We start from the raw sequence: 26,320 nt of genomic DNA, 5'->3' as shown, positions 1-26,320 counted from the left end.
TTCCCCGGCATGCCGTTCGATGCGAATCCGGTATTCCGGCGGAGGGAAACCATGTCCGTGGAGAGTCGTGAGGTCGTGGTTGGCAGCCTCACCCGCTATATCGAAAGCCATTTGCTCGACGGCGACAGTTCGATCGGCCTGACCGTCGAGACACCGCTGTTGGAATGGGGTGTGCTCAACTCCATCGAAACCGCGCGGCTGGTCGCCCATATTCGGGACGAATTCGGCGTCCGGGTACCGCCGGCGAAGATGGTGAGCAAGCACTTCTCGAACATCGACCGGATCGCCGACCTGGTGTGCTCGCTGGGGCAGAACGAGGCGTGACCACCGCGTACGACGCACGACCCGGTAAGGGAGAGCAACGTGTCCGTTGATTTCAACTACGACGTGGGCATCATCGGGGGCGGGCCGGCCGGTGCCACGCTGGCCGCCTACCTTGCCAAAGCCGGCCTTTCCGTCGTGATTTTCGAGAGTTCGCGTTTCCCCCGGGAACACGTCGGTGAGTCCTTGGTACCGGCGGTGATTCCGGTGATGCACGACATCGGCATCATCGGGGAAATCGAAGCGGCCGGATTCCCGCGCAAATACGGTGCGGCTTGGACGTCGACCGACACCCGGCCGACCAGCATGCTCGAATTCGACGCCGATTCACACACTCTCGGTTACGCGGAAATCGCCTATGAGGAACGAGAACAGGCCGGTGTCGACCGGGTCTACGCCTGGCACGTCGACCGCGGCCGGTTCGACCAGATCCTGCTGGACCACGCCCGCGAGCTGGGCGCGACGGCGTTCGAGGGCACTCGCGTCAACCGCGTCGACTTCACCGACCCCACGAGGCCGGTCATGCACCTGCGCTCCGGCGAAGACCGCTCGACGGTCACGGTCCGGATGGTCGCCGACGCGAGCGGCCGGCAGACCATGCTCGGCAGCCAGCTGCGGGTCAAGGTGCCCGACCCGGTCTTCAACCAGTACGCGGTGCACACCTGGTTCGACGGCCTCGACCGGCAGTCGCTGGCCACCCGGCCGGGGGACGCGGACTTCATCTTCGTGCACTACCTGCCGCTCGAGGACACCTGGGTCTGGCAGATCCCGATCACCGAGACGATCACCTCGATCGGCGTGGTCTCGCAGAAGCAGCGGTTCAGGGCGGCCAAGGACGACCTGGACCGGTTCTTCTGGGAGTCCGTCGGCAGCCGGCCGGAACTGCTGAAGGCCCTGCAGGACGCGCAACAGGTGCGCCCGCTCAAGGCGGAGGGCGACTACAGCTACGCGATGCGCCAGATCACCGGGGACGGTCTGGTCCTGATCGGCGACGCCGCGCGGTTCGTCGACCCCATCTTCTCCAGCGGCGTGAGCGTGGCGATGAACAGCGCCCGCCTGGCCGCGAAGGACATCATCGCCGCGCACGCGGCCGGGGACTTCCGCAAGGAGAGCTTCGAGAACTACGCCGGCACGCTTCGCCGGGGCACCCGTATCTGGTACGACTTCATCTCCATGTACTACCGGCTGAACGTGCTGTTCACGGCGTTCATCCATGACCCGGCCTACCGCATCGACGTCATCCGGATGCTGCAGGGCGACGTCTACGACGCCGAGGAGCCCGAGGCGCTCAAGGCGATGAAGGAGTACGTAGCGGCCGTCGAGGCCGATCCGACCCATCTGTGGCACCGGCATCTCGGCAACCTGAAGGCCACCTCGGCCGCGGCGCTGTTCTGAGTGTCCGCCATGGCTGCCGGCTCCGACACGGCCCCCCGCCGGGGCACCCTGCGCGCGGCCGGGCGGTTGATTGCGCCCTATGTGCTACTGGTCGCGGTGCCTGGTGTGCTCGGGGTGGCGCTGCTGATCGGCATGAGCGGCTCGCCCGACGGCACGATCGGAGCCGTCGCGTCCGGGTCCGATGTCGTACCGAAACTGCTGTTCGCGCTCCCGGTGATCTTCCTGGCCTGCCGGCTGATCGCGGCCCTGTTCCGTCGTGTCGGCCAGCCCGCGGTGATCGGCGAGATCGTGGCCGGCGTACTGCTCGGGCCGTCCCTGCTGGGCTGGCTGTGGCCGGCGGCTTACCAGTGGATCCTGCCGGACCGGCTGGTGCCAGCGCTGGACGTGCTCTCGCAGCTGGGACTGGTGCTGTTCATGTTCGGCATCGGCCACCAGCTCGACCCCGGCGCGCTGCGGCGGCGAGTGGGTGCCGCACTGCTCGTCAGCCACGTGAGCATCGCGATTCCGTTCCTGTCAGGCATTCTGCTCGCGTTGGCGCTCTACCCGAGCGTGGGCGGTGGAGTCGGGCTGATCGCGTTCGCGCTGTTCTTCGCGGCCGCACTGAGCATCACGGCTTTCCCGGTGCTGGCCCGGATCCTGACCGACCGCCAGATGGATCACACACCGCTCGCCTCGCTGGCACTGACCTGCGCGGCGATCGACGATGTGACCGCGTGGTGCCTGCTGGCGCTGGTGACCGCGGTGGCGCAAGGACACTCGATGGGCGGCACGCTCGTCACGGTCGGCCTTTCGCTGGCTTTCTTCGTGCTGATGATCTGGCTGGTCCGGCCCCTGCTGGCCCGCCTGCTCGGCACCGGCGGGCGTCCCGGCCTGATCCGTGACGACGCGGCCGTGCTGGTGCTGCTGCTCGGCGGGTTGATGCTGTCGGCGCTGGCGACGGATGCGATCGGGATCCACGCCATCTTCGGTGCGTTCCTGTTCGGACTGATCACGCCACGCGACCATCCGGCGGTGACCCGGATCGTGCAGCAGTTGCGCGCGGTGACGATGGGGCTGCTGCTGCCCCTGTTCTTCGTTTTCACCGGCATCCACACCCGGTTCGGGCTGATGCGAGGCAGCTGGGCCCTGTGGGGCTGGTGCGCGCTGATCATCGTGGTGGCGGTGCTGGCGAAGTGGGTCGGCAGTACGGTCGCGGCCCGGGTCAGCGGCATCGACCGCCGCTCGGCGTGGTCGCTCGGCGCACTGATGAACTGCCGCGGGCTGACTGAGCTGGTGGTACTGAACATCGGACTGAGCCTCGGCGTCATCAGCCAGACCGTGTTCACGATGCTCGTGTTGATGACCTTGGTATCGACCGTGATGACCGCGCCGGCACTGTCCATTATCGAGCGTGTGGGCAGGCGCAGGCAGACCGTGCCGGCCTCTGCCCCGGAGGAGAATCCCCGATGACCGAAGCGAACGAGCCGTCGTCGCTCGAGGCCGATCTGTTCCTGCTGCACGCCCCGAGCGTCTACGACTTCCGCGAGCGAGACGACATGCTGTTCTCGTACTTGAGCGACAGCGACAGCGTGAACGTGACGTCAGTGTACGAGATGTTCCCGATCGGCTGGTTCTCCATCAAGCAGCGGCTCGCCGAGCACGGGCTGGACACGAAGATCGTCAACCTCGCGTCGCTCATGCTGATGCACCCGTCGCTGGACGTGCAGGCGCTGCTCGGCCGCCTGCACGCGCCGGTGTACGGCTTCGACCTGCACTGGATGACCCAGTGCCACGGCGCGATCGAGCTCGCGGCCGCGCTCAAGCGGGTCAACCCCGACGCGTTGGTGATCTTCGGCGGGATCTCGGCGACCTACTACGCCGAGGAGCTGATCCGGTATCCCGGCGTGGACGTCGTGGTACAGGGCTACGACACGCTCGCGCCGGTCACGGAGCTGGTCACGCTGGCCAAGCGGGGCGGCCGGGACCTGTCCGGGATACCCAACCTGCTGTACAAAGCGGACGGTGAGGTGCGGCGGACCGGGTTCAGCCACAAGCCGGCCCGTGACTACAACGACGCGACCAACGACTGGTCCTACTACCGGGAGCAGCGGCCGTCGGACCCGTCGGTCTCCAAGCTCATCATGACGTTGCCGAACACCGGCTGCGCGCACGACTGCGGCTGGTGTGGCGGCTCGCGCTACGCGTACAAGAACATGATGGGCGTCCAGAAGACGATGATCCAGAAGAACAACAGCCGCGTCGTGGACGAGCTGCGCAGCATGGGCGAAGCGGCCCGGCACACGTCGATCTACGCCCTGCAATGCTACTCCGAGGGCAAGAAACGCATGCACGAGTACCTCGACGCGGTGCAGGAACTCGGCTACAACAGCGTCTTCTTCGAGCAGTTCAACCTGACCCCGCCGCAGACGCTCAAGAAAATGGGCGAGGCGACCCGGTCCTACATCATGCTGTCGCCGGAATCGCACGACCCTAAGATCAGCAAGGCGGCCGGCCGCGGGACCTACACCATGGCCGAGATGGAGGACTGGATCCCGCGCGCGCTGGACGCCGGGGTCAAGGGCGTGATGGTGTGGTTCTTCATCGGCATGCCCTACCAGGACCGCAGGTCCGTGATGGACACAGTGGACTACTGCGAGCACCTGATCCGGAAGTTCAAGGGCTGGGCCGCGTTGCCGCTGATCTGCCCGATGGTCCCGTTCCTCGACCCCGGCTCCCGCTTCTTCGAACAGCCCGAACGGCACGGCTACCGCATCTACCACCGCACGCTCGAAGAGCACCGGCAGGCGCTGGTCGAGCCGTTGTGGTATCGACGGCTGAACTACGAGACCAAGTGGCTGAGCCGGCGCGACCTGCAGGACGTGTCCTACGAGGCGATCGCCCGGCTGGTCGAGATGAAAGCCGAGTACGGGGTGCTGCCCAGGGAGTTCTGTGACGCGGTGCTGGCCACGATCGCGCAGACCCGCACCCTGCTCGCCGAGATGGAACGAGCGCTCGAACTGGACGGCCGGTTCCCGGCGGATCTGCGTGCGGAGATGCGGGTCTACAACCGCAAGATCCTCGCCTACTCCAGCGACCAGATCATCCCGGTCCAGCGCCCGTTCGGCGGCCGGTGGTTCGACGACATCACCGTGCCGGAGCACATGATCCGCGAGCTGTCCGGCGACGTGGTGCCCACCGTCTAGTGCGACCGGATTGGTCCGCCGTGCCGAACGGCAAGCCAATCCGGTCACCACACCTCAGGCCGGCTGGGGAAGCGGTAGGCCGGCCGCGGTGCGGATGGCGTCCAGGACAGCCATGGTGCGCACGGCATCGTCCGGGGGCGTCAGTACAGGGCCGCCGTCCAGAACAGCCGCAGCGAAGGCGTCCAGCTGGTAAGCATAGGAGCTGCGTCGGTGGAACCGTTCGGTTCGTTCTCCCGCGCCTGTGCGCACCCGAAGCCGGTGCCAGGCCTGGGGAACGATCGGGTTCAGGACGTGCATCTCCCCGCGGTCGCCGGTGACTCGCGCGCTCATCTTCAGCACGTTGCGCGACCACATCGCTGAGCGCACCAATCCGGTGTGCCCCTCCGGGAAACACAGACGTGCGGTGACTGCACGCTCGACGCCGTCGCGCATGGCCGCTGTCGCCGAGACCACTTCGGGCTCACCACCGAACATCCTCGCCAGGTGAACGACATAGCAGCCGGAGTCCAGCAGGGAGCCACCGCCCAGGTCGGCCCGCCACCGGTTGTCCGAGAACACCGGCAGCGACAGGCAGAAGTTGGCCTCGACGTGCCGGAGCCGCCCGAGCTCACCGGACCGGACGATCTCCTCCGCCCGCAGTAACAGCGGGTGGTAGCGGTGGTGCAGGCCCTCCAGCACCACCACGCCGGCGTCCGCGGCCGCTGTCGCGACTGTCCGCGCCTCGGATTCGTTGACCGCGAAAGGCTTTTCGCACAGGACATGCTTCCCCGCCTTGATCGCGGCGAGTGTCCAGCGGCCGTGCAGGGTGTTCGGCAACGGGTTGTAGACCGCGTCTATCCCGGGATCGGCCAGCAGTTCGTCATAGCTGTCGTGCACGCAGGAAATACTGTGCTGTGCGGCGAACTGTTCGGCTCGCTGCACGTCTCGGGCCGCCACTGCGACCACATCGATCCGCGCGCCCGCAGCGGCCGGGCCGACGACCACCCGGGGCGCGATCCTGGCCGCACCGAGCAGCCCGATCCGGACCTTGTCGTGCGCACCGTCCATTGTGTCGTTCTCCGTTCCCCGATCGGCGAATGTCAACGGACCGAGATCGTCACCGTGGCAGGCCCACGCAGGTTGATCCGGCCGTTCCAGCTGACCGCGCCGAGCGTCAGGCGCGGGAAGCGCGCGAGTAGCCGCGTGAAGATGACGCGCGCCTCCAGTCGGGCCAGCGCGGCACCGAGACAGTGGTGCGCGCCGGCGCCGAACGACAGGTGCTGGCGCGCGTTGGCACGGTCCAGCCGTAACTCGTCGGCGTCTGGCCCCCAGAAGGACGCGTCCCGATTGGCCGAGGCGAGGCTCGCGGTGACGAATGTGCCCGCGGGAATCTCGTGCCCGCCCAGGTTGAGTGGTGTCAGCGTGATCCGCCGGCTCATCTGGACCGGGCAGTCGTAACGGAGAAGTTCCTCGATCGCGTTGGTCATCAGGTCCGTGTTCGCGCGCAGCAGCCGCAACTGCTCCGGCTTACGCAGCAGGGCCACGGTGCCGCCGGAGATCAGGTTGACCGTGGTCTCGTGGCCGGCGATGTAGAGCAGCAGGACCTGGGCGACCAGTTCGTCGTCACTGAGCACGTCACCGTCGTGCTCGGCCCGGATCAGCGCGGTGAGCAAGTCGTCGGACGGCGTGCGGCGCTTCCAGGCAAGCACGTCCTGCATGATCGCGGTCAGCTCTTCGTTCGCGGTCGCGTTCTCGGTGAGCAACTGCGGATCCACCACGGGTTCCGACGAGCGGACGACGGTTGCGGTCAACTCCCGCAGCCGGACGTGATCCAGCGCCGGCATCCCGAGCATCTCGGAGATCACCGCGAACGGCAGCGGAAAGGCCAGCGCCGCGACGAGATCGGCCTCGCCCGCGTCCGCCATGCGGTCCAGCGCCTCGTCGACCAGCACGCCGACCCTCGGCTCCAGCGCCTCGATGGAGCGCGGGGTGAACGCCTTGGACACCAGCCGGCGCAGCCGGGTGTGGTCCGGCGGATCCTGGTCCAGCATGGACAGTCCACGCATCCGCCGTGCGCCGTCGCTGTGGGTGGTCTGGTTGATCTCGCGCAGGGTGCCGGGGCCGAGGCGTCGTTCCTCGACCGAGTGGCTCGACCGGAGCAGCGTGGATACGTCGTCGTAGCGGGTCAGCACCCAGTAGCCCAACGGATGGGCGTGCACCGGCGCCAGTTCGCGCAGTTGCGCGTAGTGCGGATAGGGGTCATCGGTGAAACCGGGAAGGAACGGGTTGAAGAAGACCGCCGGCGAACTCTTGGTCACGATGGCCCCTCCTGGTACAGCCGCAGGCATTTCGTGTACGCGGGGAAAAGCCCGGCGCGCCGGGCCGCCGCCACGGCCGGCGCCGTACTGTCTCTTGTGGACAGAATTGGTTCGCTGCCGGCGAGCAGGCCCCGCCAGTCGATGCCCAGATCCTCGTCGAGCGGGTGCACCCCGAACTCGTTCGCCGGGTCGTAGGTGTCCGAGCACAGGTAGAACGCGGTCGTGCCGTCGGCCAGCGACGCGATCCCGTGCCCGACTCCCTCGGGCAGAAAGACGATCTTGTGCGTGTTCTCGTCCAGCAGCACGGTGTCGTGCACGCCGAAGGACGGGGAACCCGCCCTGGTGTCGACGATGACGTCCACCAGCGCGCCGGCCAGGCACGTCACGAACTTCGCCTGGCCGGGAAGTCCGGTGAAGTGCACCCCGCGCACCACGCCACGGTGGTTGACGCTGCAGTTCACCTGGGCCACCGGCAAAGCACGGCCGATGGCCTCGTGCCACCATTCGGCCCGCAGCAGTTCGAGGAACCGGCCTCGGTGATCGGCGTGCACATCCGGCGTGAACTCCAGTGCGCCGGGCACGGCCAGTTCGCGGACCTTCATCGCTTCCGCAGGTATTCGCGGATCGACCGGGACAGCGTTTCGGCCAGCTCGCAGCACTCCGCCCGCGAGATGGTCAGCGGTGGCATCAACGGCAGGTTGCCGTGGCCGAGGCTGGTGAGCAGACCGTTGTCGCGGCAGATCACCCGCAGGTCGTTGACGGCCAGCACGTGCCATGGCTCGTCGTTCTCGTCCGCCAGGTCGACGCACAGCATCATGCCTTCGCCGCGGACCGCCCGTACGGCCGGAAGATCGGCCAGTGTCTCTTCGAGCAGCGAGCGCAGGAAGGCGCCGGTTTCCCGGACTTCGGCGAGGAACTCGTCGGACCGCAGGATGTCCAGCACGGCCAGCCCGGCGGCCATGCCGAGCGGGTGGCCGTCGGTGGTCGAGCCGTTGATGAAGCCGATCGGCTGGTCCAAACCGGACAGCCGGTGGTAGATGCCGTCGTGCACGGCCAGTGCGGCCAGCGGGAAGTACCCGCCGCTCAGCCCTTTGGCCATGACCACCATGTCGGGCACCTCGCCGAGCGTCTCGGCGACGGTCATCCGCCCGGTGCGGCCCGCGCCGGTGGTCACCTCGTCGAGGATGACGTGCACGCCCAGTGCCCGGCATTCGCGGATCAGCCGATCCAGATAGTCCCGGGGCAGGGTGATCGTGTCGGTGCCCATCACCGGTTCCAGCATGACCGCGGTGACCCGGTCGGCGCCGAGTTCGTTGATCAGATCGAGGACCGCCCGCGCCGCGGAGCCGTCGCAATCGCCTGCCACCGGGGGAGCGGTGACGTGCCGGACGTCCGGGTCCAACGGCGCGGAGAACTCCTGCAGCTTCGGCTCACCGGTCAGCGCGGTCGCCAGCGGGCCGGTTCCGTGGTAGCTGCTTTCCAGCGTGACGACGAGGGTACGGCCGGGCTCGCCGGTCAGCCGCCGGTAGAACCGCGACAACATCGCCGCCGCTTCGGTCATCTGGCTTCCGGTGTTGCCGAACCGGATGTGCCCCAACGAGTCCGGCAGCATCGACGCCAGCGCGGCGGCGTACTGCGCCATGATGGCCGGTGGCTGCTCGAACCGCATGATGGTGGCGAACGGCAGCTCGTCGAGCTGACGGCGGATGGCCGCCTTCACCGGTTCGCAGGAATAGCCCAGTGTCACGTTCCACATCGAGGACCTGGCGTCCAGGTAGCGCCGGCCCGCCCGGTCGGTGACGTGACTTCCCTTGCCCTCGGCAAGGAACAGGTCCGGGTGCGAGTCGCGATGGAAGTGCGCCATCGGGGCCAGGCCGTGCCAGGCGTGATAGTCAGAACCGTCGAACACCGCTGTCTCCTCGTGCTCAGGCGCCTGGCGGGCAGATGCCGCCGGCCAGTTCGGCGGCCAGCTCGGCCGGGGCAGGCAGCCGGGTCAGTTCGTCCGCGACCTCAACCGCCGCGGCGCGCAGTTTGTCGTCCTCCAGCAGCCGGTTCAGCAGCTCCGGGGTGACGTCCGCGGCCGACGCGGTGAACGCGGCCCCGCGTTCACCGACCGCGGCCGAGTTGATGTGCCGATCGGAGCCGTCCGGCAGTAGCAGCTGGGGAATACCGGTGTGCAGTGCGGTCATCGTCGTGCCGGAGCCGCCGTGGTGGATCGCGGCGGCACAGGTCGCCACCAGCGCGTCCCACGGCACCCAGCCCGCCGCGCGGACGTTGGGCGGCAGTTCGCCCAGTGCCGCGGTTTCCGCATCGTCCATGGCCAGCACGAACTCCGCGTTCACACGGCTCGCCGCCTCGACCACGCCGCGGATCCGGTCGACGCCGGTCATCGCCGCGGAAATGGTGCCGAGGGTCACGGCGACCCGCGGCCGCTCAGGGGGTGTGGTCAGCCACTCGGGCAGCTGTCCGCCGCCGTTGAGCGGCACCGGCCGGACCGGCATACCACCGTGCTCGCCATTGGTCATGCTCGGCGGCACGGTGTGGACGACTTCCAGCGGGGCGAGCGGCTGGGATGCCCCATGTCTGGCGAAGGCGTCGGCGAGATGCGGCAGCATCACCTCCCGCAACGGCCCGGTGGGCGTGAAGCCGATCCCGACCTGAACCGCGGGAATGCCGAGAGCGCCCGCGACGACCAGTCCCGCGGGCGACATGTACTCGTAGACGACCAGATCCGGGCGCCACGTCCGGGCCGCCGCGACCATCCCGTCCGCCACGACGTCGTTGACGTGGGCGAACAGCACCGCGAAGGCGGCGCGGTCGGCCCCCATGGTGCGCTTCACCCGAGCCAGCTCGGCCGGATGCGCTTCGCCGGCGACCTGGAGTGCCTCGTGATACATCTTCACGCCGGGTGCCGCGTCGACCCACGGCAGTCCGGTCATGGCGATCCTGGCCGCGTCGTCGTAGGAGGCGAACAGCACGTCATGACCGGCCGAGCGAAATGCCCATGCGAGTGTCGCGAGTGGAAAGAAATGCCCGACAGCCGGTACCGAGACGAACAGAACGCGCATGTTCACTTCCTGTTCTCGTAATTCCAGTTCCGAATGTATTCAGCCGATTGGCCGGGCGGTCGTCGACCCTGGCGGTCATGCTTTCGGCGAGCCGAAACGCTTGTCAAGAGGCCTGGGTCCGAGGTGGGGTGCTAGGGGTGGCTAGGGGAGGCCTAGGGGTTCAAAGCGGATTCGCCGCGCGTATTGAATCGGTTTCGGTCGTTGTCCGAGATTCGCTGCCATGGGGGCAAAGAATTCATGACCGAATTACACTCGTGGCGAGTTCTGAACAAAGGGCGATCGGCCGATGTCGTGCTCGCCGCCGACTTCAACATCGCCGGTCGCCGGGAGGCCGGGTTCGCCGATCTGGTGCCGCGGCTCGACCCTGGGCTGGCGGTGTGGGAGACCGATCCGCCACGGGTCGGTGACGATTTCACGCTGAGCGGTAACGACTACGTCGACCGCTGGGCCACGGCGGTGCGGACCACCGGCCGCCCGGTCCGGGCCGTGCTCGGCTTCTGTGCGGGGAGCGTGTTCGCCGCCGAGCTGGCCGGCCGGATCGAGGGTTGGCAAGGCGATCCTGTGCCGCTGATCCTCGTCGATCCGGAGGTCCCCGTCGCCCGGACCGTGCAGGAGCAGTTCCACCTCGCGGTGGACCACATGCTGACCGTGCTCACCCCTCAGGAGCGTGTCGCCACCCAGGAGGCGGCGCGACGGGCGCTGGCCGAGGACCCGGACCTGGCCGTGTTCGGGCCCCGGCTGATGAAGATCTTCCGCGAGTCCGGACAGCTGGCCTTCGACCGGGTCGGGCTGAATCCCGCCGGTCAGGAGGAGATGTTCACGACGGTGAGCTCGTTCATCTCGTTCGTGGTCGCCGCCGCACAGCTCGATCCCGTGCCCGGCTGGGCCAAGGCGACCGCCGTGACGTCGGCGACCGAGGGGTCGGGCACTGGAGCGGAGCACGCCGCACGGCGCCTGCCATTCGACGTCGAGCACATCAACCTGTTGCGACACGAGGGTGTCGCAGCGGCCATCGCCGGATTGCTCGGCTGACCCGGCCGGCCGAGGAGGGAAGTGGGGGATCGGATGACAGCGGTGGAAAGCCTGTTCGGCGCGGCGACGCGCAAGGAACAGGCGCTGCGGTTGCTGGAGGACTTGGTTCCGGGCGGCGTCAACAACCTGCCGGTGGTGCTGCGGGTCGACGGCCGGATCGACCGCACGGCCATCACCGCCGCCGTCACGGCCGCGGTGCGTCGTCATCCCGTGCTGCGCACGGGCTTCCCCACGCGAGACGCGGTCATGCAACGAGTAGTGCTGGCCGCCGAGGCGGTAGCCGTGGAACTCGAGATCCTGCCGACGAGCGGCCCTGCGCTTGAGGACGACCTGGCGGAGTTCATCCGCCGTCCATTCCCGTTCGACGGCGGGCTCATGCTGCGCGCGGGAATCTGCCCACGGCCCGAGGGCGACGTCCTTTGTCTTGTGCTGCACCATCTGGTGTTCGACACCATCTCCGGCGCGCTGCTGATCGACGAGCTCACCGCGGCCTACGACGCGCTGGTGGCCGGGCGCGCGATGCCCGGCGGGCAGGCCGAAATCGTGCCCGCATCCCAGGCGTCCGCGGCCGATATCGAGTTCTGGCGCGACCACCTCGCAGGCTTCGAGCCCAGCGGTCTGGAGCTGGCCTGCGGAGGTCCTGACCGGGCCAGGCCGACCCTGCACGGCGGCCGGATCTCGTACGCGATGAGCTCGGACGTTCGGGGAATGCTCGACCAGGTGCGCACGCAACTGCGCGCTCCCGAGGCGGTGGTGCTGCTCGCGGCGTACTACTTGCTGCTCGCCCGGCATGGCGCCGGCCCCGATCTCGTGGTCGGTTCGCCGATCAACGTCCGGCCGGCCGAGGCCCGGTCGGCGATCGGCTATCACGTCAACGTCGTCCCGCTGCGGGTCCGGGTCGAGCCGTCGGCGAGCTTTCGCGACCTGGTCCGGCTGACCCGTGACGTGTTCTTCGAAGCGATCGCCCATGCGGACGCGCCGGTGGAGCAGGTCATGGACGAGCTGAACGCACCCGGTGCGTCCTGGCGCAACACCGTGTTCCGGCACGTGTTCAACTACGTGCCCGACATCGGGCTCGGCGAGCGTGCGTTCGGTGGCATGCCGACTCGCCCGGTGCTGGTCGAGAACGGCTACAGCAAGTTCGACCTGGAGTTCTTCCTGGTGTCGTCGGCCGCGGAGCTCACGATCCGTGCGGTCTACTACGACGAGATCCTGTCCGTCGCGGATGTCGCGGCGTTGCTGCGGCGATACGAGACGATCTTGGCAGCGGTACTCGCCGACCCGGACCTCCCGGTCGGTGACGTCCCGCTGTTCACTGACGAAGACCATGCGGTGATCGGCAAGGCGAACGCGACCGCGTCGCTGAGCACGCCCAGCGACTTGCTCACCGCGGTAGCGGACCGCGTTCGCGCGAATCCTGACGCGGCGGCTGTCGAAGACGGCGCACGCACCGTCACCTATCAACAGCTGTGGGACCAAGCCGCCGCCACACGCGATGCCTTGCGTGACAAGGGGATCGGGCCAGGTGCGGTCGTAGGTGTCTTCGCGCCGCGCGGAGCGGACCTCGCCGCTGCGGTTCTCGGCGTCTTGCGGGCGGGCGCGGCATATCTGCCGCTGGATCCGGTCTACCCGGTGGCTCGGTTGGCCTGGCAGGTCACGGACGCGGGATGTGCCGCGGTCCTGGCGCCACGTGGGGCCGCCGTGCTGCCGGACGTTCCTACGGTCGAGATTCCGTTGACTGGTGCCACTGGCGGGACGGACAGCGAACCGGCCGCGCGGGACTGTTCCCTGGTCGTGTACACCTCCGGTTCCACCGGGCGGCCGAAGGGCGCCCGGCTGACCCATGGCGGACTGGCCAATGTGGTCGCCCATTTCGCGGACATGCTCGGCGCCGGTCCGGGCGACGGGACGCTTTGGCTGGCCGGCTTCGGCTTCGACATGTCCTCGATGGACCTCTGGCTGGCGCTGAGCACCGGCGGCCGGCTCGTCGTGGCCCCGGATGAGGCGCGTTCGAACGGCCAGATCCTGCTGGATCTGTTGTCCCGCCACCGCATCCGGTTCGTCCAGGCCACGCCGACCACGTGGCGGTTGGTGACCAACGAGATCACGACCGGGCTCGCCGGGCTGCGGGTGGTGTCCGGAGGTGAGCCGCTACCGCCGGACCTGGCCGCGCGGCTGATCAGTGCGGGTGCTCGGGTGTGGAACGGCTACGGCCCCACCGAGACGACGATTTACGCCACCTGCCGCGAGGTCGGCGCGGACGAAACCGCCCCGCTGGACGTCGGTACGCCGATCCGGGGCACCCATGTGTTCGTCGCGGACCCCGCCGGCCGGCCACTGCCGGTGGGCGTCCGTGGCGAGTTGTGCATCGCGGGTGCTGGTGTGGCACAGGGATATCAGGCCCGGCCGGACCTGACGGCCGAACGGTTCGGCGTACACACCGAGTACGGCAGGTTCTACCGCACGGGCGACATCGCACGGTGGCGAAGCGACGGCACGGTGGAGCTGCTCGGCCGTGCCGACCGACAGGTCAAGCTGCGCGGCGTACGAATCGAGCTCGGTGAGATCGAGGCGGTTCTCGCCGAACATCCGGCCGTCCGGGCCGCGGCGGTGACCGTTGACGGCGAGGGCGCGGACCGGGTTCTGGTCGCGTTCGCCGAGAGCGATGGGATCACCCACGACGAGCTGTGGACGCACGCGAGCGCCCACCTACCGCCGTCGATGGTGCCGAACCACTTTCATGTCGTCGCGGCGCTTGCCCGCAACAACAACGAAAAAGTCGACTACGGCGCACTCGCCGCGACACCAGGACTTCGCACCATCGCCGCGCCACCCGACGACGACCTCGTCATCGAGCTGATCGCGCTGTGGCGGGAGCAACTCGAGCGGGACGACGTCGACGCGGAGACCAACTTCTTCGCCCACGGCGGCCATTCGCTGCTGGCCGCGCAGCTGGTGCAACAGATCGAGGAACGACGGCCGTCGGGCTTGCGGCTCGCCGACCTGTTCACGAACCCGACCCCGTCGGCACTGGCCGCGTTCCTGCGTGCCGGGCCGACCGCCGACGAGCCCGGAGCGGAGTGACGATGGCCGAAGAGCACGACGCCGGACTGGCCAAGCGACTGGCCATCTCGGCCTCGGCGAAAGCCGGACGGGGAGCCACGGCGGACTTCCACGCCGCGTTCGCCGGCCTGGCCGAGGCGATGCCGATCCAGGTCGACCGGATCCCGTTCGCCGAGCTGGCCGGCTGGGCCTTCCACCCGGGCACCGGCAACCTCGTGCACGACACCGGCCGGTTCTTCACCGTCGAGAGCATCGAGGTGCGAATCCCCGACGCCGTGGTGCCCGGCTGGTCGCAGCCGATCATCAACCAGCCCGAGGTCGGCATCCTCGGCATCCTGGTCAAGGAGTTCGGCGGCGTCCTGCACTGCCTGATGCAGGCGAAGGCCGAGCCGGGCAACTGCAACGGCGTCCAGCTTTCGCCCACCGTCCAAGCCACCCACAGCAACTACACGCGGGTACACGGCGGACGCCGGGTGCCCTACCTCGAGTACTTCCTCGACGCCGACGCGCACCAAGTGGTCGCGGACGTGCTGCAGTCCGAACAGGGCAGCTGGTTCTACCGCAAGCGCAACCGCAACATGGTGATCGAGGTGACCGGCCCGGTCGAGGTTCTCGACGGCTTCTGCTGGCTGACCATCGGTCAGCTGCACCAGCTGCTCGGCCAGGACAACCTGCTGAACATGGACAGCCGCACCGTGTTGTCGTGCCTGCCGTTCACCGGCGAGGCACTCGAATCTGTGTTCGCCGCGGACACCGAAGACCTACGGGCGGCCGCGATTCGTTCGTACCACGAACTCTCACCCAGCCGGCACAGCACGCGCGAGGTGCTGAGCTGGATCACCGCGGCCCGTTCGCGCGGGGACGTGCGGACCCGTCGGATCCCCCTCGCCGAAGTCACCGGCTGGACGCGCGACGCCACCGCGATCACGCACGACTCGGGCCAGTTCTTCCGGATCATCGCCGTCGACGTCCAAGCCGGATCCCGGGAACGGACCAGCTGGACGCAGCCCATGCTCGAACCGGTTGAGGTCGGCGTGGTGGCGTTCCTCGTCAAGTCGATCGCCGGGGTGCTGCACGTGCTGGTCAACGCCTGCATCGAGCCCGGATACCTGGATGTGGTCGAGCTGGCGCCGACGGTGCAGTGCTGCCCGGGCAACTACGCGCACCTGGCACCGGAGGCCCGGCCGCCGTTCCTGGACGCGGTGCTCGACACGCCGCCCGAACGGATCCTGTTCGACACCGTGCTGTCCGAAGAGGGCGGCCGGTTCTTCGCCGCTCGCAACCGTTATCTCGTCGTGGAGGCCGACGACGACGAGCACGAGCCGCCCCCGCCGGACTTCCGCTGGCTGACGCTGCACCAGCTGGTCGGCCTGCTGCGGCACAGCCATTACGTGAACGTCCAAGCCCGCAGCCTGATCGCCTGCCTGCACGGCCTTTCCGCGCGGCACAGCGCTGTGGTCCAGCCAGCGAACGGAGGCCGGCGATGACCGTCGAGACCGACCAGGCACCGAGCTACCCGATGGCCCGCCGGTGTCCCTTCGAGCCTCCCGAGGGCCATGCGGGCCTGCGTGCCGAGGGGCCGCTGACCAAGGTGACCCTGTTCAACGGACGCACTGTGTGGGCCGTGACCGGCCACGCCGAGGCCCGCGCCGTGCTCGCCGACCCGAGTATGTCCGTGGACCAGGCGAACCCGGCCTATCCCGCGTTGGTGCCGAGCCTGCCCGGCAAGCTCCCGTTCCGGATGTTCGTCGGCATGGACGATCCGGAGCACGCCGTGCACCGGCGGGCCGTGCTGCCGTGGTTCACGGTGCGCCGGATCCAGGCCATGCGCCCCAGCATCCAGGCCGTCGCGGACCAACTCGTCGACAGGTTGCTCGCCGCCGGGCCGCCCGCGGACCTGATGACCGGCTACGCGATGCCACTGTCCTCTTTGGTCATTTGCGAAATGCTCGGTGTGCCCTACGAGGACCACCACTTCTTCGAGGAACGGACCCTGCTGCGCCGCTCGCCGGACCGGGCGGCGGCCGCGCAGGCCGTGCGTGAGCTGTCGGACTACCTGGCCGAGCTGCTCGCCGCCAAGGAGGCCGACCCCGGCGATGATCTGCTCAGTTCCGTTGTGGCACAAGGCCGTCGTGAGGACAAGCTGAGCTGGAGCGATCTCGTCGGCATCAGCGTCGTGCTGCTGATCGCCGGGCACGAGCCGCCCGCGAACATGATCGGGCTGGGTACCCTGGCGTTGCTCGAGCACCCGGACCAGCTCGCCGCGCTGCGCGCCGACCCCAGCCTGCTGCCCGGCGCCGTGGACGAGCTGTTGCGGTATCTGTCCATCACGGACTCCTCGATCCGGTTCGCCACCGTCGACCGTGAGCTGGCCGGGCAGCGGATCGCCGCCGACGACGGCGTGCTCGTGCTGCTACCGGCGGCGAACCGGGACAGCGCGGCGTTCGCCGATCCGGATCGGCTCGACGTCACCCGGACCGATATCCAGCACGTGGCGTTCGGGCACGGCATCCACCAGTGCCTCGGCCAGAGCCTGGCCCGGCTGGAACTGGAGATCGCCTTCGGCACGCTGCTGCGGCGCCTGCCGGACCTCGCCCTCGCCGCGCCGGCCGACACGCTGCCGGTCCGCGGCGCGACCGAGGTGCAGGGCGTGGCCGAATTGCCGGTGACCTGGTGAATGTGAATCCGTACCTGGCGGTGGACCAAGACCTGTGCATCGGGGCGGCACGCTGCGTGCTGGCCGCACCGGAGGTGTTCGACCAAGGCGACGACGGGCTGGTCCGGCTCACCGCCGCCGGTACCCGGGCGACGCCGGACGCCGTCGGCTGGGCGGCTGTGGACCGCGCGTTGCGTGCGTGCCCGTCTGGTGCGGTCCAGCGGGCCACCAGTGAGAAGGGACGCTGAGCCATGCGGGTGTTGTTCGTGCCGCTACCTTGGCCGACCCACATTTTCCCGGTCGTCGGGCTCGCCTGGGCGTGCCGCCTCGCCGGCGGCGACGTCCGGGTGGCGGTCGACGACTCGATGACCGATGTGGTCGTGACGGCCGGGCTTACCCCCGTGCCGTTGGGCGACGGCTTCGACTTCATGGCCGACCTGCGCACCACCCGTGAGTTGCCGCCGTGGGACGGACCGGGCGCCACGCTGACCGGGTCCCAGCGCAGCCGACCACTGGACCGCTACCTCAGCGTCGCCGAGGCGCAGATCGACGCCTTGTCGGCGTTCGCCGGGCACTGGCGGCCGGACGTCGTCGTGTTCGACCCGATGAACTTCGCCGGGCCGCTGGTCGCCCAGCAGCTCGGGGTGCCCGCGGTACGGCACCTGTGGGGACCGGACATCACCCGGCTGCTCGGCTGGCCGGGCATGGGCAACGCGCAGATCGAGTGGCCCGAACGGCTCGCGGACCTGTTCGCACGGCATGGCGGGAAACCGGTCGACGATCTCGCGGCGCTGACCGTCGACCCGTGCCCGGCGGTGTTGCAAGTGGACGGTCACCCGCATCGCGTCACGATCCGGCCGGTGCCCTACAACGGTCCCGGCTGGCTGCCGGACGACCTCGCGGCTGCTCCCGCGCGCCGCCGGGTTCTGGTCACCTGGGGCACCGCCGCGACGCAAGTCGGTGGGGCGAAGGAGTTCGGCGTGCCCAGGATTCTGCAGGCACTGGCCGATGAGGATGTCGACGTCGTGGTCGCGGCCACGCGACGCGACGCCGAGCAGTTGGACTCGGTGCCGGCCAACGCGCGTGTGCTGACCGGCGTGCCGCTGCACACCGTGCTGCCCACGTGCGCCGCGATCGTGCACCAAGGAGGTGGCGGAACCCTGCTCACATCGGCGTTCTACGGCGTCCCGCAGCTGGCTGTGGTCACCGAGCCCAATCAGCGGATCACCTCGGCCGGGCTGCCGGACACCGGGGCAGGGGTGCTGATGCCGGTGCAGGACGCCGAACCGGAACATGTCCGCGCAGCGGTCTGGCGGCTGCTCGACGAGCCGGCATACCAAGCCGCCGCGGCCGGCTTGCGCACGCAACTGCTTGCCCAGACCCCGCCCGCGGAGCTCGCCGCACGGCTGCGCGAGCTCGGCTGACAGGAGCACCAGTGAAACTCAATGATGTCCACTTCCTCGGCCTCGGCGTCCACCTGCCGGAGATCGTGCCGGTCGGCTGGGCGATCGAGCGGGGCTTCGTCGATCCGCAGGATGCGGCGCGCTCCGGCCTGCTCGGCGCCGCAGTGGCGGGTGATCTGCCCGCTCCTGACATGGCGCTCGCCGCTGCCCGCCAGGCCATCGAACGATCGGGACAGGACGCGGGTTCGCTCAACGCGTTGCTGTACGTGGAGGCCTACCACTCCGGCCCGGAGGGCTGGCTGTCGCATTCCTGGCTGCAGCGTCACCTGGTGGGCGGGGACGTGTTCGCCACGACCGTCAACCAAGGCTGCAACGGCATGTTCGGGGCGCTACAGCTTGCGGCCGACCGGCTGACGGTGGACCCCAGCCGTCCCGTGCTGATCGCGGCGGCGGACAACATCGGCTCGTCCAACATCGACCGGTGGCGGTGTCTGCGGCCGGACTTCCTGGTCGGCGACGCGGGCTCGGCCGTCGTGCTCGGCAGTGGCGGGCCGTCGTTCGCGCGGATGCTGGCCATCGACTCGGTCACCATCCCCGAATACGAGGGCATGCTGCGCGGCGACGAGCCGATGTTCCCGTCCAGCGCCGCCCTCGGCCACGAGGTCGACTTCACCTCCCGCCAGGAGGAGTTCGAGAAGGCCACCCCCGGGCACGAGATCGGCATGGCCGTGGTGCGGACCCGGGAGGTGCTGCTGGACCGGCTGCTCGCCGACGCCGGGATCGCGATGGGACAGATCTCCCGGGTCGCCTACAACCACGGTTCGCGCGACTTCGTCGAATCCGGTCTGATGGCCATGCTCGGCCTGCCGCTGGAGCGGTCGACCTGGGAGTTCGGCCGCGGCGTCGGCCACCTGAGCGTGAGCGACCACCTGATCGCGATCGAGCACCTGCTGACCACCGGCGAACTGCGGCCCGGCGACCACCTGCTGATGCTCGGCATGGGGCCGGGTATCAACATCGCGGGCGCGGTGCTGGAACTCACCGACGTCCCCGCGTGGGCTGGCTGAACGGATGGATTTCGGTTGGACGGACACACAACGCGCACTACGGGAGCGAACCCGTGACCGCGTCCGGACGTCGCTGGCCGGCGAGCCGGGCCCGTTCGACCGGGCGCGGTGGCGGTTGCTGGGTGAGCTCGGTGCGCTTGGCCTGCCCGTGGCGCGGGAACACGGCGGCCAAGGGCTCGGCGCTCTCGACACCGCGGCGGTGTACGAGGTGCTCGGCGAGGAATGTGCCGACACGGGCCTGGTATTCGCCGCGGCGGCCCACTTGTTCGCCTGCGTCGTACCGATCGCGGAGTTCGGCGATGACGCTGTGCGCAAACAGCTGCTACCAGGACTGTGTGCCGGTGAGCTGATCGCGGCGAATGCGATGACTGAGACCGAGGCGGGCTCGGACGTCTCAGCGATCGAAGCCGTTGCCACCGAGGTGCCTGGCGGGTTCGTGCTCAACGGCCACAAGAGCTTCGCCAGCAACGGCCCGGTGGCCGACGTGTCCGTCACGTACGCGGTCACCGATCCGGCTGCGGGTCCGTTCGGCCTCACCGCCTTCGCCGTCGACACGGCCTCGGAGGGTGTCCGGCTCGGTGAGCCGTTCGACAAACTCGGCATGCGAGGCTGCGTGGCGGGCACCGTGACCTTTGCGGACTGTTTCGTGCCGATGGAGCGGGTGCTGGGCGAACCGGGCCAGGGAGCGGCGATCTTCCAGCACTCGATGGGCTGGGAACGGGCCTGCCTGTTCGCGCTTTATCTTGGCGTGCAGGACCGTTTGCTCAAGCAGTGCGTGACACACGCCCGCACCCGGCGCCAGTTCGGCCGGCCGATCGGTGAGTTCCAGGCCGTCTCGCACCGCATCGCCGAGATGAAACTGCGGCTGGAGGCAGCGCGGCTGCTGGTGTACCGGACCTGCTGGGCGATGGACGAGGACGAGCCGGCCGGGCTGCACGCCGCGCTGTCGAAGCTCGCCGCGTCGGAGGCCGCGCTGGCCAGCGCGACGGACGCGATCCGTCTGCTCGGCGGCCAGGGTTACCTGACCGGGTCCGGCGCGGAGGCTGCGGTCCGGGACGCACTCGGCGGAATTCTGTTCTCCGGCACGACAGATGTCCAACGCATGCTCATCGCGACGGAGCTGGGACTGTGAAACTCCTGCACGATCTGGTGGTTCGAGCGGCGGCCGCGGATCCGCCCGCCGTTGCTGTCTACAGTGGACCAGACAGTACCAGCTACGGCGAGCTGGACGCGTTGGCCGGTCGCTACGCGAGCGCACTGGTCGTCGCGGGTGTCCGGCCGGGCGACCGAATCCTGGTCTGGGCCGAGAAGAGCGCCCACGTGATCGCCCTGATGCAAGGCGCGTTGCGCGTCGGCGCGGTTTACGTCCCCGTCTCCCCGGTCAATCCCGCCGAGCGGGTGAACCGGATCGCGGACAGTTGCCATCCCGCCCTGATCGTCACCGACCAGGACCGGGCGGACGCGCCATCGGTCACGCTGGCACAGTTGCTCGAGCGGGGCGGGCAAGCGGCGGCGCCCGTGGCCCTGGCCCCGGACGATCCGGCATATATCCTCTACACGTCCGGGTCCACCGGCGAGCCGAAAGGCATCTGCCTGAGCCATCGCAACGCGCTCGCGTTCGTGGACTGGGCCGTCGGGACAACCGGTCTCGGCCCGGGGGATCGGCTCGCCAGCCACGCCCCGTTCAACTTCGATCTGTCGGTCTTCGACCTCTACGGTGCGTTCGCGGCCGGCGCGTCGGTGGACCTGCTCGCCGCCGACCAGGCGTACTCGGCCGAAGGTCTCACCGAGTTCCTGCGCGGTCGTGGGATTACCTGTTGGTACTCGGTGCCTTCGGCTTTGCAGCTGATGATGCGTCAGGGCGGACTGCTCGACGCCGTCCAGCCGAGTTCGTTGCGGGTCTGTGTGTTCGCAGGTGAGCCGTTTCCATTGCCGGAGGTGCAGCGGCTGCGCCGGGCCTGGCCGGGCGTGCGGCTACTGAACTGGTACGGCCCGACCGAGACCAATGTGTGCACCTCCTACGAGGTCACGGACGCCGACCTGACGCGAACCCGGCCGTTGCCGATCGGCGCCGCGTGTTCGGGCGACACCGTGTCGCTGGCTGACGATGGCGAGATCGTCGTCGACGGGCCGACCGTGATGCTCGGCTACTGGGGCCGGCCGCGGCACGAAGGCCCGTACCACACCGGGGATCTCGGCCGTTGGGACGAGCACGGCAACCTGGAGTACCTCGGCCGCCGCGACGCGATGGTCAAGGTGCGCGGGCATCGGGTGGAACCCGGTGATATCGAAGCGGTCCTGGTCACTCACCCGACCGTCGTGTCGGCTGCGGTCGTGGTGTCCGGCACCGGTCTGGACGCCCGGCTGTCCGCCTTCGTCGTCCCGGCGGCCGGTACGCGGCCGAACTTGTTCTCCCTCAAACAGCTGTGCGCGCAACGGCTTCCGCGCTACATGATCATCGACCGGCTGACAATGCTGACCGAGTTTCCCCGCACGCCCAACGGCAAGACCGATCGCGCCGCCCTGCGTGCGATGGCGTCCGGCACGGCAGCACACCCGACAGCGACCCGAGCGGGGGTATCGTGACGATCGAGGACCAGGAACTGCTGCGGAGGATGATCCGCATCCGCGTGGTCGAAGAGGTGCTCGCGGACACCTACCGGGATGAGCAGGAGATGCGCACGCCGGTGCACTTCAGCATCGGCCAGGAGGCGTCCGCGGTGGGCGTGTGCGCCGCGCTCGGCACGTCCGATCTGGTCTACAGCGGACACCGCTGTCACGCGCAGTACCTCGCCAAGGACGGCAATCTCAATGCCATGGTCGCCGAGCTGTACGGCCGGGAGACCGGGTGCACGCGTGGCCGGGGCGGGTCGGTGCATCTGGTCGACGAGGCCGCCGGATTCGCTGCCTCGTCGGCCATCCTCGGCGAGATGATCTCTGTGGCCACCGGGGCCGCCTGGGCGCTGGCCCGGCAGGCCACCGGGAGCATCGCGGTCACGTTTTTCGGCGACGGTGCCGCCGAGGAGGGCGTCTTCCACGAATCGCTGAACTTCGCGGCACTGAACCGGCTGCCGATCATCTTCGTCTGCGAGAACAACGGATATTCGATGTCCTCGCCGCTCAGCGCCCGGCAGCCACCGGGGACGAGCATTCTCCGTTGGGCACAAGGGCTTGGTGTCCAGGGAGTGCCGGCGGACGGCAACGACGTCTTCGCTGTCGCCGCCGCGGCCGGCGAAGCCGCACGGCGGGTGCGAGCGGGCGAGGGCCCGTACTTCCTGGAGCTCGCCACGTATCGCTGGCGCGAACACGTCGGGCCCAACCGCGACGGCCGGGACGAGGCCGAAGTGGACTCTTGGGTCGCGCGCTGTCCGATCCGGCAGGCGACCGACGCGTTGCGTGCTGCGGATCCAGACATCGACCAAGCCGTCGTGCGGTGGCAGAGCGAAGCTCGCGCCGAGATCGCCGAGGCGATCGCCATGGCCAAGACGAGTTCTTTTCCCCCAGTGGCGGACCTGCTGCACGGTGCGTACGGACGTTAGAGGAGAGGCAGCAGCCGATGCGTGTTCTGAAGTACAGCGAGGCGATCGCCGAAGCGACCGTGCAATGCATGGCGGCCGACCCCTCGATCCTGCTGGCCGGCCAATGCGTCGACGACGCGAAGGGCATCTACGGCACCACAGTATCCGCGGCCCGGCGGTTCGGACCCGCGCGGGTCATCGACATCCCCAACTGTGAGACGGCGTTCGCCGGCATGGCGGTCGGCGCGGCTTCACGCGGCCTGCGACCGCTGGTGACCTATACCCGCGACGACTTCATGTTCCTGGCCATGGACGGCATCTTCAACCTCGCGGCGAAGTGGCGGTACATGTACGGCGGCCGTTCGGGTGTCCCGGTCGTGATGCGCGGCGTGGTCGGTCACGGCTGGGGGCAAGGCGCAACGCATTCGCAGAGCCTGCACACCGTCTTCGGGCATTTCCCTGGGCTGCGCGTGGCCACCCCCGCGTCGCCGGCCGACGCCAAAGGGCTGCTGGTCAGCGCGCTGCGTGGAGACAATCCCGTTGTACTGATCGAGAACCGTGGTCTCTACGAGAGCGTCGGCGAGGTGCCGGAGGAGCTGTACGAGGTTCCGTTCGGCAAGGGCCGGATCGTCCGGGCCGGCGACGACGTGACGATCGTGGCGGTCTCGTTGATGGTCCGGGAGGCCGAGCGCGCGGCGATGGCGTTGGCGGAGCAAGGAGTCAGCGCGGAAGTGGTGGATCTGCGGAGCATCCGTCCGCTGGACGAGGAGATCGTCCTCACGTCGGTGGCGAAGACCGGTCGGTTGGTCATCGCGGACACCACGTGGGCGCGGTACGGGGTGGGTGCGGAGGTCGCCGCCGTCGTGGCCGAGCAGATGCCGTCCGCGCTGCGTGCCCCGGTCCGGCGGATCGCCCCGCCCGACTGTCCCGCCCCGGTGTCGTGGCCGCTGGAGGAGGCGTACAACCCGGATGCGACGGACATCGCGCAGGCGTGCCTGGCCGTGCTGCGCTCCGGCCAGGACATCCTGGTCAAGCAGGACGAGTTGGCGCGTGACTTCGTCGGCCCGTACTGAGCGATCGCGAAAAGGCCGTTCAGCGCGCTGAACGGCCTTTTCGTCGTATCCGGTCTCAGCATGGCACGATGGCGATGAACCGGTCCTGCCAAAGCTGGTGCAACTCGGTGCGCAGCTCGTCGGTGAGTGTTCCGATCGGCGTCTGGCTGTCGGTGCGGCTGAGCACGGCGTAGGCCTCCGGCGAGACGGTGCGGCGCTTTCCCTTGGCCAGTGCGAAGAACAGCTCGTGGGTGACGACCCGGCGGCTGCCGTCGTGCTGGACTGATTCGGCCAGCCGGACCGCGGCCGGCAGGACGACGGTGCAGGTCTCCAACGCCGGACGGCCGGGCTTGTCCTTGCGGCGCACCAGGAAGTCGCCGATCACCAGCCGGTCCAGGCCGGTGGTCAGATAGGTGGCCAGCGCGTCGCGGACGTTCTGCACGATCGGCTCGGCGTGGTTGTTGAACGACGTGTTGAGCAGCACCGGCACCCCGGTCCGGTCGCCGAACCTCGTGACCAGCTCGGAGAACCGCGGGTTGGCGGCCGGGTCCACGACCTGGACCCGGGCCGTGCCGTCGACGTGGGTGACCGCGCCAAGGGCGGCCCGGTGTTCCTCCCGGACCGGCAGCACGAACGACATGAAGTCGAAATTCCCCTCGGCGGAGGGGATTTCGAAGTACTTCTCGGCGGCCTCGGTGGTGACCACGGGAGCGAACGGCCGGAAGCTCTCCCGCATCTTGATCATCGCGTTGATCCGGGTCTGGTTCTCCTTCGGCCGCGGATCGGCCAGAATGCTACGGTTGCCGAGCGCCCGCGGGCCGAACTCGGACCGGCCCTGCACCCACGCCACCACCGAGCCGTCCGCCAGCAGGTCTGCGGTACGGGCGACGATGTCGTCGCATTCCTCGAACTCGACAAGCGGTTCCCAGGCGAGCAGTTCGGTCCGGATCTGGTCGCGGTTCCCGATCCCAGGTCCCCAGTTCGCGGCGTGCAGCTGCTTCGGAGCACGGTCCCGCTGGTCGTCCGCGGCGAGCGCGGCACCCAGTGCGGCGCCGGCGTCGTGCGAGGCCGGATGGACGAAGACCCGGTCGAACAGCCCGGAGCGCAACACCTTGCCGTTCATCGTGCAGTTGTGGGCCACCCCGCCGGACAGGCACAGATCGCCCAGTCCCGTCGCTTCGCGCCAGTGTGTCAGCGCGTGCAGGGTGATCCGCTCGACCGTTTCCTGCAGTGCGGCGGCGAAGTCCTTGTGATCCTGGCCGAATCCCTCACCACGTCGCCGCCAGGTGAACCCGTTCATCGCGAAGGCCGGCAGCAGCGCGCCCAGGTCGAGGTCGAAGGCGCCCTTGTCCCGCAACGTGTAACAGCCGTCGAACGCCGGCCGGTAGCGCTCGGGATCGCCGTAGGGGGCCAGGCCCATCACCTTGTACTCGTCGCCCATCTTGTACCCGAGCATCGCCGTGCCGATCAGGTAGAGCCTGCCGAGCGAGTGCATGACCGAGTGGGTGGTCAGCTGCTCGAGTCCGCTCTCGGTGCCGCGGTAGAACGTCCAGGACTCGTCGTCCCCGCGTGCGTCGATCACGACGACGAGCGCCTCGGACATGCCTGAGTGCGCGAACGTGGCGGTGGCGTGTGCGAGGTGGTGTGGCGTGTAGCTGATCCGGTCGGCCGGGAAGTCGGTGCCCAGCTCTTCGGCAAGCCGGCGGCGCACCAGCTCCCGGGAGTACACCACCGGGATGTCCGGGTTGTTCATGTACTGCATGTGCAACTGGGCGTCGAGGAAGTCCTCACGGAAGTAGTAGGAGATCCGGTCGACGTCCGCGAGCGTGACACCCGCCTCGGCCAGGCAGGCGCGGACTGCCCTGGCCGGGAACTTCGTCGTCTGTTTGATCCGGTTGAGCCGTTCCTGTTCCACGGCGGCCAGCACGTGTCCGTCCCGCAGCAGGCAGGCGGCCGCGTCGTGGAAGAAATTATCCTGGATGTCCGGAGTGAGCTCGACGTCTTCTCGTGAGAATCCGCCGCTCAGGCCGAGAACGAGCATAGCTGTCACCGATCCCAATTCGACCGTGAAAAGACACGTCATCGCGTGGAACGCACGGATAGCCGGGCGGATTTCGAACTGCGTTCCTGGCCATGAGCAGTATCAACGCGCCCGCGCGGGTGTCAAGCCGAAAGGGTCGGCCCCGGCGGCTAGGGGGCGGTCCGGGTCGGCTAGGGGTGGGACTCGCCGCGGGCCCTACCTAGCGTGCGAAAAGGGCGGACATAT

The 26,320-nt window shown here is 68.8% G+C and carries 21 protein-coding genes; 15 read left to right on the top strand and 6 right to left on the bottom strand.

Going from position 1 to position 26,320, the window contains the following annotated elements; genetic code table 11:
• The first annotated feature begins 51 nt into the window (after positions 1 to 51).
• The 4 genes from JOF56_RS44795 to JOF56_RS44780 are packed head-to-tail and all read left to right on the top strand — an operon-like array spanning position 52 to position 4,898.
• Positions 52 to 324 (top strand): acyl carrier protein, encoded by a 273-nt coding sequence (locus JOF56_RS44795; protein WP_209645622.1) that lies wholly within the window; start codon positions 52 to 54, stop codon positions 322 to 324.
• A gap of 39 nt (positions 325 to 363) precedes the next feature.
• The gene (locus JOF56_RS44790) at positions 364 to 1,716 is read left to right on the top strand and encodes an NAD(P)/FAD-dependent oxidoreductase (protein WP_209645621.1); all 1,353 of its coding nucleotides are present in this window, start codon (positions 364 to 366) and stop codon (positions 1,714 to 1,716) included.
• 9 nt (positions 1,717 to 1,725) lie between these two features.
• The gene (locus tag JOF56_RS44785) at positions 1,726 to 3,165 is read left to right on the top strand and encodes a cation:proton antiporter (protein ID WP_209645620.1); all 1,440 of its coding nucleotides are present in this window, start codon (positions 1,726 to 1,728) and stop codon (positions 3,163 to 3,165) included.
• Positions 3,162 to 4,898 carry a B12-binding domain-containing radical SAM protein gene (locus JOF56_RS44780; RefSeq protein WP_209645619.1) on the top strand — a complete coding sequence of 579 codons (1,737 nt, stop codon included), beginning with the start codon at positions 3,162 to 3,164 and terminating at the stop codon, positions 4,896 to 4,898. The genes JOF56_RS44785 and JOF56_RS44780 overlap by 4 nt, the downstream gene beginning before the upstream one ends.
• Before the next feature lie 54 nt (positions 4,899 to 4,952).
• Here JOF56_RS44780 and JOF56_RS44775 read toward each other — a convergent pair whose 3' ends face one another.
• Genes JOF56_RS44775 through JOF56_RS44755 form a run of 5 tightly spaced genes read right to left on the bottom strand, consistent with a single transcriptional unit; the run spans position 4,953 to position 10,263 of the window.
• Positions 4,953 to 5,945, bottom strand: coding sequence for a Gfo/Idh/MocA family protein (locus JOF56_RS44775; RefSeq protein ID WP_209645618.1), 993 nt, complete (start codon positions 5,943 to 5,945; stop codon positions 4,953 to 4,955).
• A 32-nt stretch (positions 5,946 to 5,977) separates the two neighbouring features.
• Positions 5,978 to 7,195, bottom strand: a complete 1,218-nt coding sequence (locus JOF56_RS44770; protein WP_307855541.1) for a cytochrome P450 — start codon at positions 7,193 to 7,195, stop codon at positions 5,978 to 5,980.
• Entirely contained in the window at positions 7,192 to 7,797 is a 606-nt protein-coding gene (locus tag JOF56_RS44765; protein ID WP_209645616.1) for a dTDP-4-dehydrorhamnose 3,5-epimerase family protein, read from the bottom strand. Before JOF56_RS44765 ends, JOF56_RS44770 begins: the two co-directional genes overlap by 4 nt.
• Complete coding sequence (locus tag JOF56_RS44760) at positions 7,794 to 9,104, bottom strand: aminotransferase family protein (protein WP_209645615.1); 1,311 nt, start codon at positions 9,102 to 9,104, stop codon at positions 7,794 to 7,796. The genes JOF56_RS44765 and JOF56_RS44760 overlap by 4 nt, the downstream gene beginning before the upstream one ends.
• A gap of 16 nt (positions 9,105 to 9,120) precedes the next feature.
• Positions 9,121 to 10,263, bottom strand: coding sequence for a nucleotide disphospho-sugar-binding domain-containing protein (locus JOF56_RS44755; RefSeq protein WP_209645614.1), 1,143 nt, complete (start codon positions 10,261 to 10,263; stop codon positions 9,121 to 9,123).
• A 237-nt stretch (positions 10,264 to 10,500) separates the two neighbouring features.
• Between JOF56_RS44755 and JOF56_RS44750 the strand changes: the two genes are divergently transcribed.
• Genes JOF56_RS44750 through JOF56_RS44700 form a run of 11 tightly spaced genes read left to right on the top strand, consistent with a single transcriptional unit; the run spans position 10,501 to position 24,075 of the window.
• On the top strand, positions 10,501 to 11,295 hold the full coding sequence (locus tag JOF56_RS44750; protein ID WP_209645613.1) for a hypothetical protein: 795 nt from the start codon (positions 10,501 to 10,503) through the stop codon (positions 11,293 to 11,295).
• A gap of 33 nt (positions 11,296 to 11,328) precedes the next feature.
• Positions 11,329 to 14,379 (top strand): non-ribosomal peptide synthetase, encoded by a 3,051-nt coding sequence (locus JOF56_RS44745; RefSeq protein ID WP_209645612.1) that lies wholly within the window; start codon positions 11,329 to 11,331, stop codon positions 14,377 to 14,379.
• 2 nt (positions 14,380 to 14,381) lie between these two features.
• Positions 14,382 to 15,845, top strand: a complete 1,464-nt coding sequence (locus JOF56_RS44740; RefSeq protein WP_209645611.1) for an NDP-hexose 2,3-dehydratase family protein — start codon at positions 14,382 to 14,384, stop codon at positions 15,843 to 15,845.
• A complete protein-coding gene (locus JOF56_RS44735; RefSeq protein ID WP_209645610.1) occupies positions 15,842 to 17,035 on the top strand; it encodes a cytochrome P450 in 1,194 nt (397 codons plus the stop codon). The genes JOF56_RS44740 and JOF56_RS44735 overlap by 4 nt, the downstream gene beginning before the upstream one ends.
• Positions 17,032 to 17,262, top strand: a complete 231-nt coding sequence (locus JOF56_RS44730) for a ferredoxin (protein ID WP_307855540.1) — start codon at positions 17,032 to 17,034, stop codon at positions 17,260 to 17,262. Before JOF56_RS44735 ends, JOF56_RS44730 begins: the two co-directional genes overlap by 4 nt.
• Before the next feature lie 3 nt (positions 17,263 to 17,265).
• The gene (locus tag JOF56_RS44725) at positions 17,266 to 18,438 is read left to right on the top strand and encodes a nucleotide disphospho-sugar-binding domain-containing protein (RefSeq protein ID WP_209645609.1); all 1,173 of its coding nucleotides are present in this window, start codon (positions 17,266 to 17,268) and stop codon (positions 18,436 to 18,438) included.
• A gap of 11 nt (positions 18,439 to 18,449) precedes the next feature.
• Complete coding sequence (locus JOF56_RS44720) at positions 18,450 to 19,484, top strand: ketoacyl-ACP synthase III family protein (protein ID WP_209645608.1); 1,035 nt, start codon at positions 18,450 to 18,452, stop codon at positions 19,482 to 19,484.
• Between the two features lie 4 nt (positions 19,485 to 19,488).
• On the top strand, positions 19,489 to 20,616 hold the full coding sequence (locus tag JOF56_RS44715; protein ID WP_209645607.1) for an acyl-CoA dehydrogenase family protein: 1,128 nt from the start codon (positions 19,489 to 19,491) through the stop codon (positions 20,614 to 20,616).
• Complete coding sequence (locus JOF56_RS44710) at positions 20,613 to 22,070, top strand: amino acid adenylation domain-containing protein (RefSeq protein WP_209645606.1); 1,458 nt, start codon at positions 20,613 to 20,615, stop codon at positions 22,068 to 22,070. Before JOF56_RS44715 ends, JOF56_RS44710 begins: the two co-directional genes overlap by 4 nt.
• Positions 22,067 to 23,023, top strand: coding sequence for a thiamine pyrophosphate-dependent dehydrogenase E1 component subunit alpha (locus JOF56_RS44705; protein WP_209645605.1), 957 nt, complete (start codon positions 22,067 to 22,069; stop codon positions 23,021 to 23,023). The genes JOF56_RS44710 and JOF56_RS44705 overlap by 4 nt, the downstream gene beginning before the upstream one ends.
• 17 nt (positions 23,024 to 23,040) lie before the next feature.
• Positions 23,041 to 24,075 carry an alpha-ketoacid dehydrogenase subunit beta gene (locus tag JOF56_RS44700; protein WP_209645604.1) on the top strand — a complete coding sequence of 345 codons (1,035 nt, stop codon included), beginning with the start codon at positions 23,041 to 23,043 and terminating at the stop codon, positions 24,073 to 24,075.
• Between the two features lie 55 nt (positions 24,076 to 24,130).
• Here the strand turns inward: JOF56_RS44700 and JOF56_RS44695 are convergent, their stop codons facing one another.
• The gene (locus JOF56_RS44695) at positions 24,131 to 26,095 is read right to left on the bottom strand and encodes a carbamoyltransferase family protein (protein WP_209648861.1); all 1,965 of its coding nucleotides are present in this window, start codon (positions 26,093 to 26,095) and stop codon (positions 24,131 to 24,133) included.
• Positions 26,096 to 26,320 lie beyond the last annotated feature (225 nt).

This window comes from Kibdelosporangium banguiense (assembly GCF_017876405.1).
In the GTDB taxonomy this organism is placed as follows: Bacteria; Actinomycetota; Actinomycetes; order Mycobacteriales; family Pseudonocardiaceae; genus Kibdelosporangium; species Kibdelosporangium banguiense.
This window is presented reverse-complemented; position numbering and strand designations above follow the sequence as displayed.

What these genes read in the sequence shown, in the direction of transcription:
- JOF56_RS44795 (WP_209645622.1), top strand. Translation starts at nt 52, where the DNA reads ATGTCCGTGGAGAGTCGTGAGGTCGTGGTTGGCAGCCTCACCCGCTAT.
- JOF56_RS44785 (WP_209645620.1), top strand. Translation starts at nt 1,726, where the DNA reads ATGGCTGCCGGCTCCGACACGGCCCCCCGCCGGGGCACCCTGCGCGCG.
- JOF56_RS44780 (WP_209645619.1), top strand. Translation starts at nt 3,162, where the DNA reads ATGACCGAAGCGAACGAGCCGTCGTCGCTCGAGGCCGATCTGTTCCTG.
- JOF56_RS44775 (WP_209645618.1), bottom strand. Translation starts at nt 5,945, where the DNA reads ATGGACGGTGCGCACGACAAGGTCCGGATCGGGCTGCTCGGTGCGGCC.
- JOF56_RS44765 (WP_209645616.1), bottom strand. Translation starts at nt 7,797, where the DNA reads ATGAAGGTCCGCGAACTGGCCGTGCCCGGCGCACTGGAGTTCACGCCG.
- JOF56_RS44755 (WP_209645614.1), bottom strand. Translation starts at nt 10,263, where the DNA reads ATGCGCGTTCTGTTCGTCTCGGTACCGGCTGTCGGGCATTTCTTTCCA.
- JOF56_RS44750 (WP_209645613.1), top strand. Translation starts at nt 10,501, where the DNA reads ATGACCGAATTACACTCGTGGCGAGTTCTGAACAAAGGGCGATCGGCC.
- JOF56_RS44745 (WP_209645612.1), top strand. Translation starts at nt 11,329, where the DNA reads ATGACAGCGGTGGAAAGCCTGTTCGGCGCGGCGACGCGCAAGGAACAG.
- JOF56_RS44740 (WP_209645611.1), top strand. Translation starts at nt 14,382, where the DNA reads ATGGCCGAAGAGCACGACGCCGGACTGGCCAAGCGACTGGCCATCTCG.
- JOF56_RS44735 (WP_209645610.1), top strand. Translation starts at nt 15,842, where the DNA reads ATGACCGTCGAGACCGACCAGGCACCGAGCTACCCGATGGCCCGCCGG.
- JOF56_RS44725 (WP_209645609.1), top strand. Translation starts at nt 17,266, where the DNA reads ATGCGGGTGTTGTTCGTGCCGCTACCTTGGCCGACCCACATTTTCCCG.
- JOF56_RS44715 (WP_209645607.1), top strand. Translation starts at nt 19,489, where the DNA reads ATGGATTTCGGTTGGACGGACACACAACGCGCACTACGGGAGCGAACC.
- JOF56_RS44700 (WP_209645604.1), top strand. Translation starts at nt 23,041, where the DNA reads ATGCGTGTTCTGAAGTACAGCGAGGCGATCGCCGAAGCGACCGTGCAA.
- JOF56_RS44695 (WP_209648861.1), bottom strand. Translation starts at nt 26,095, where the DNA reads ATGCTCGTTCTCGGCCTGAGCGGCGGATTCTCACGAGAAGACGTCGAG.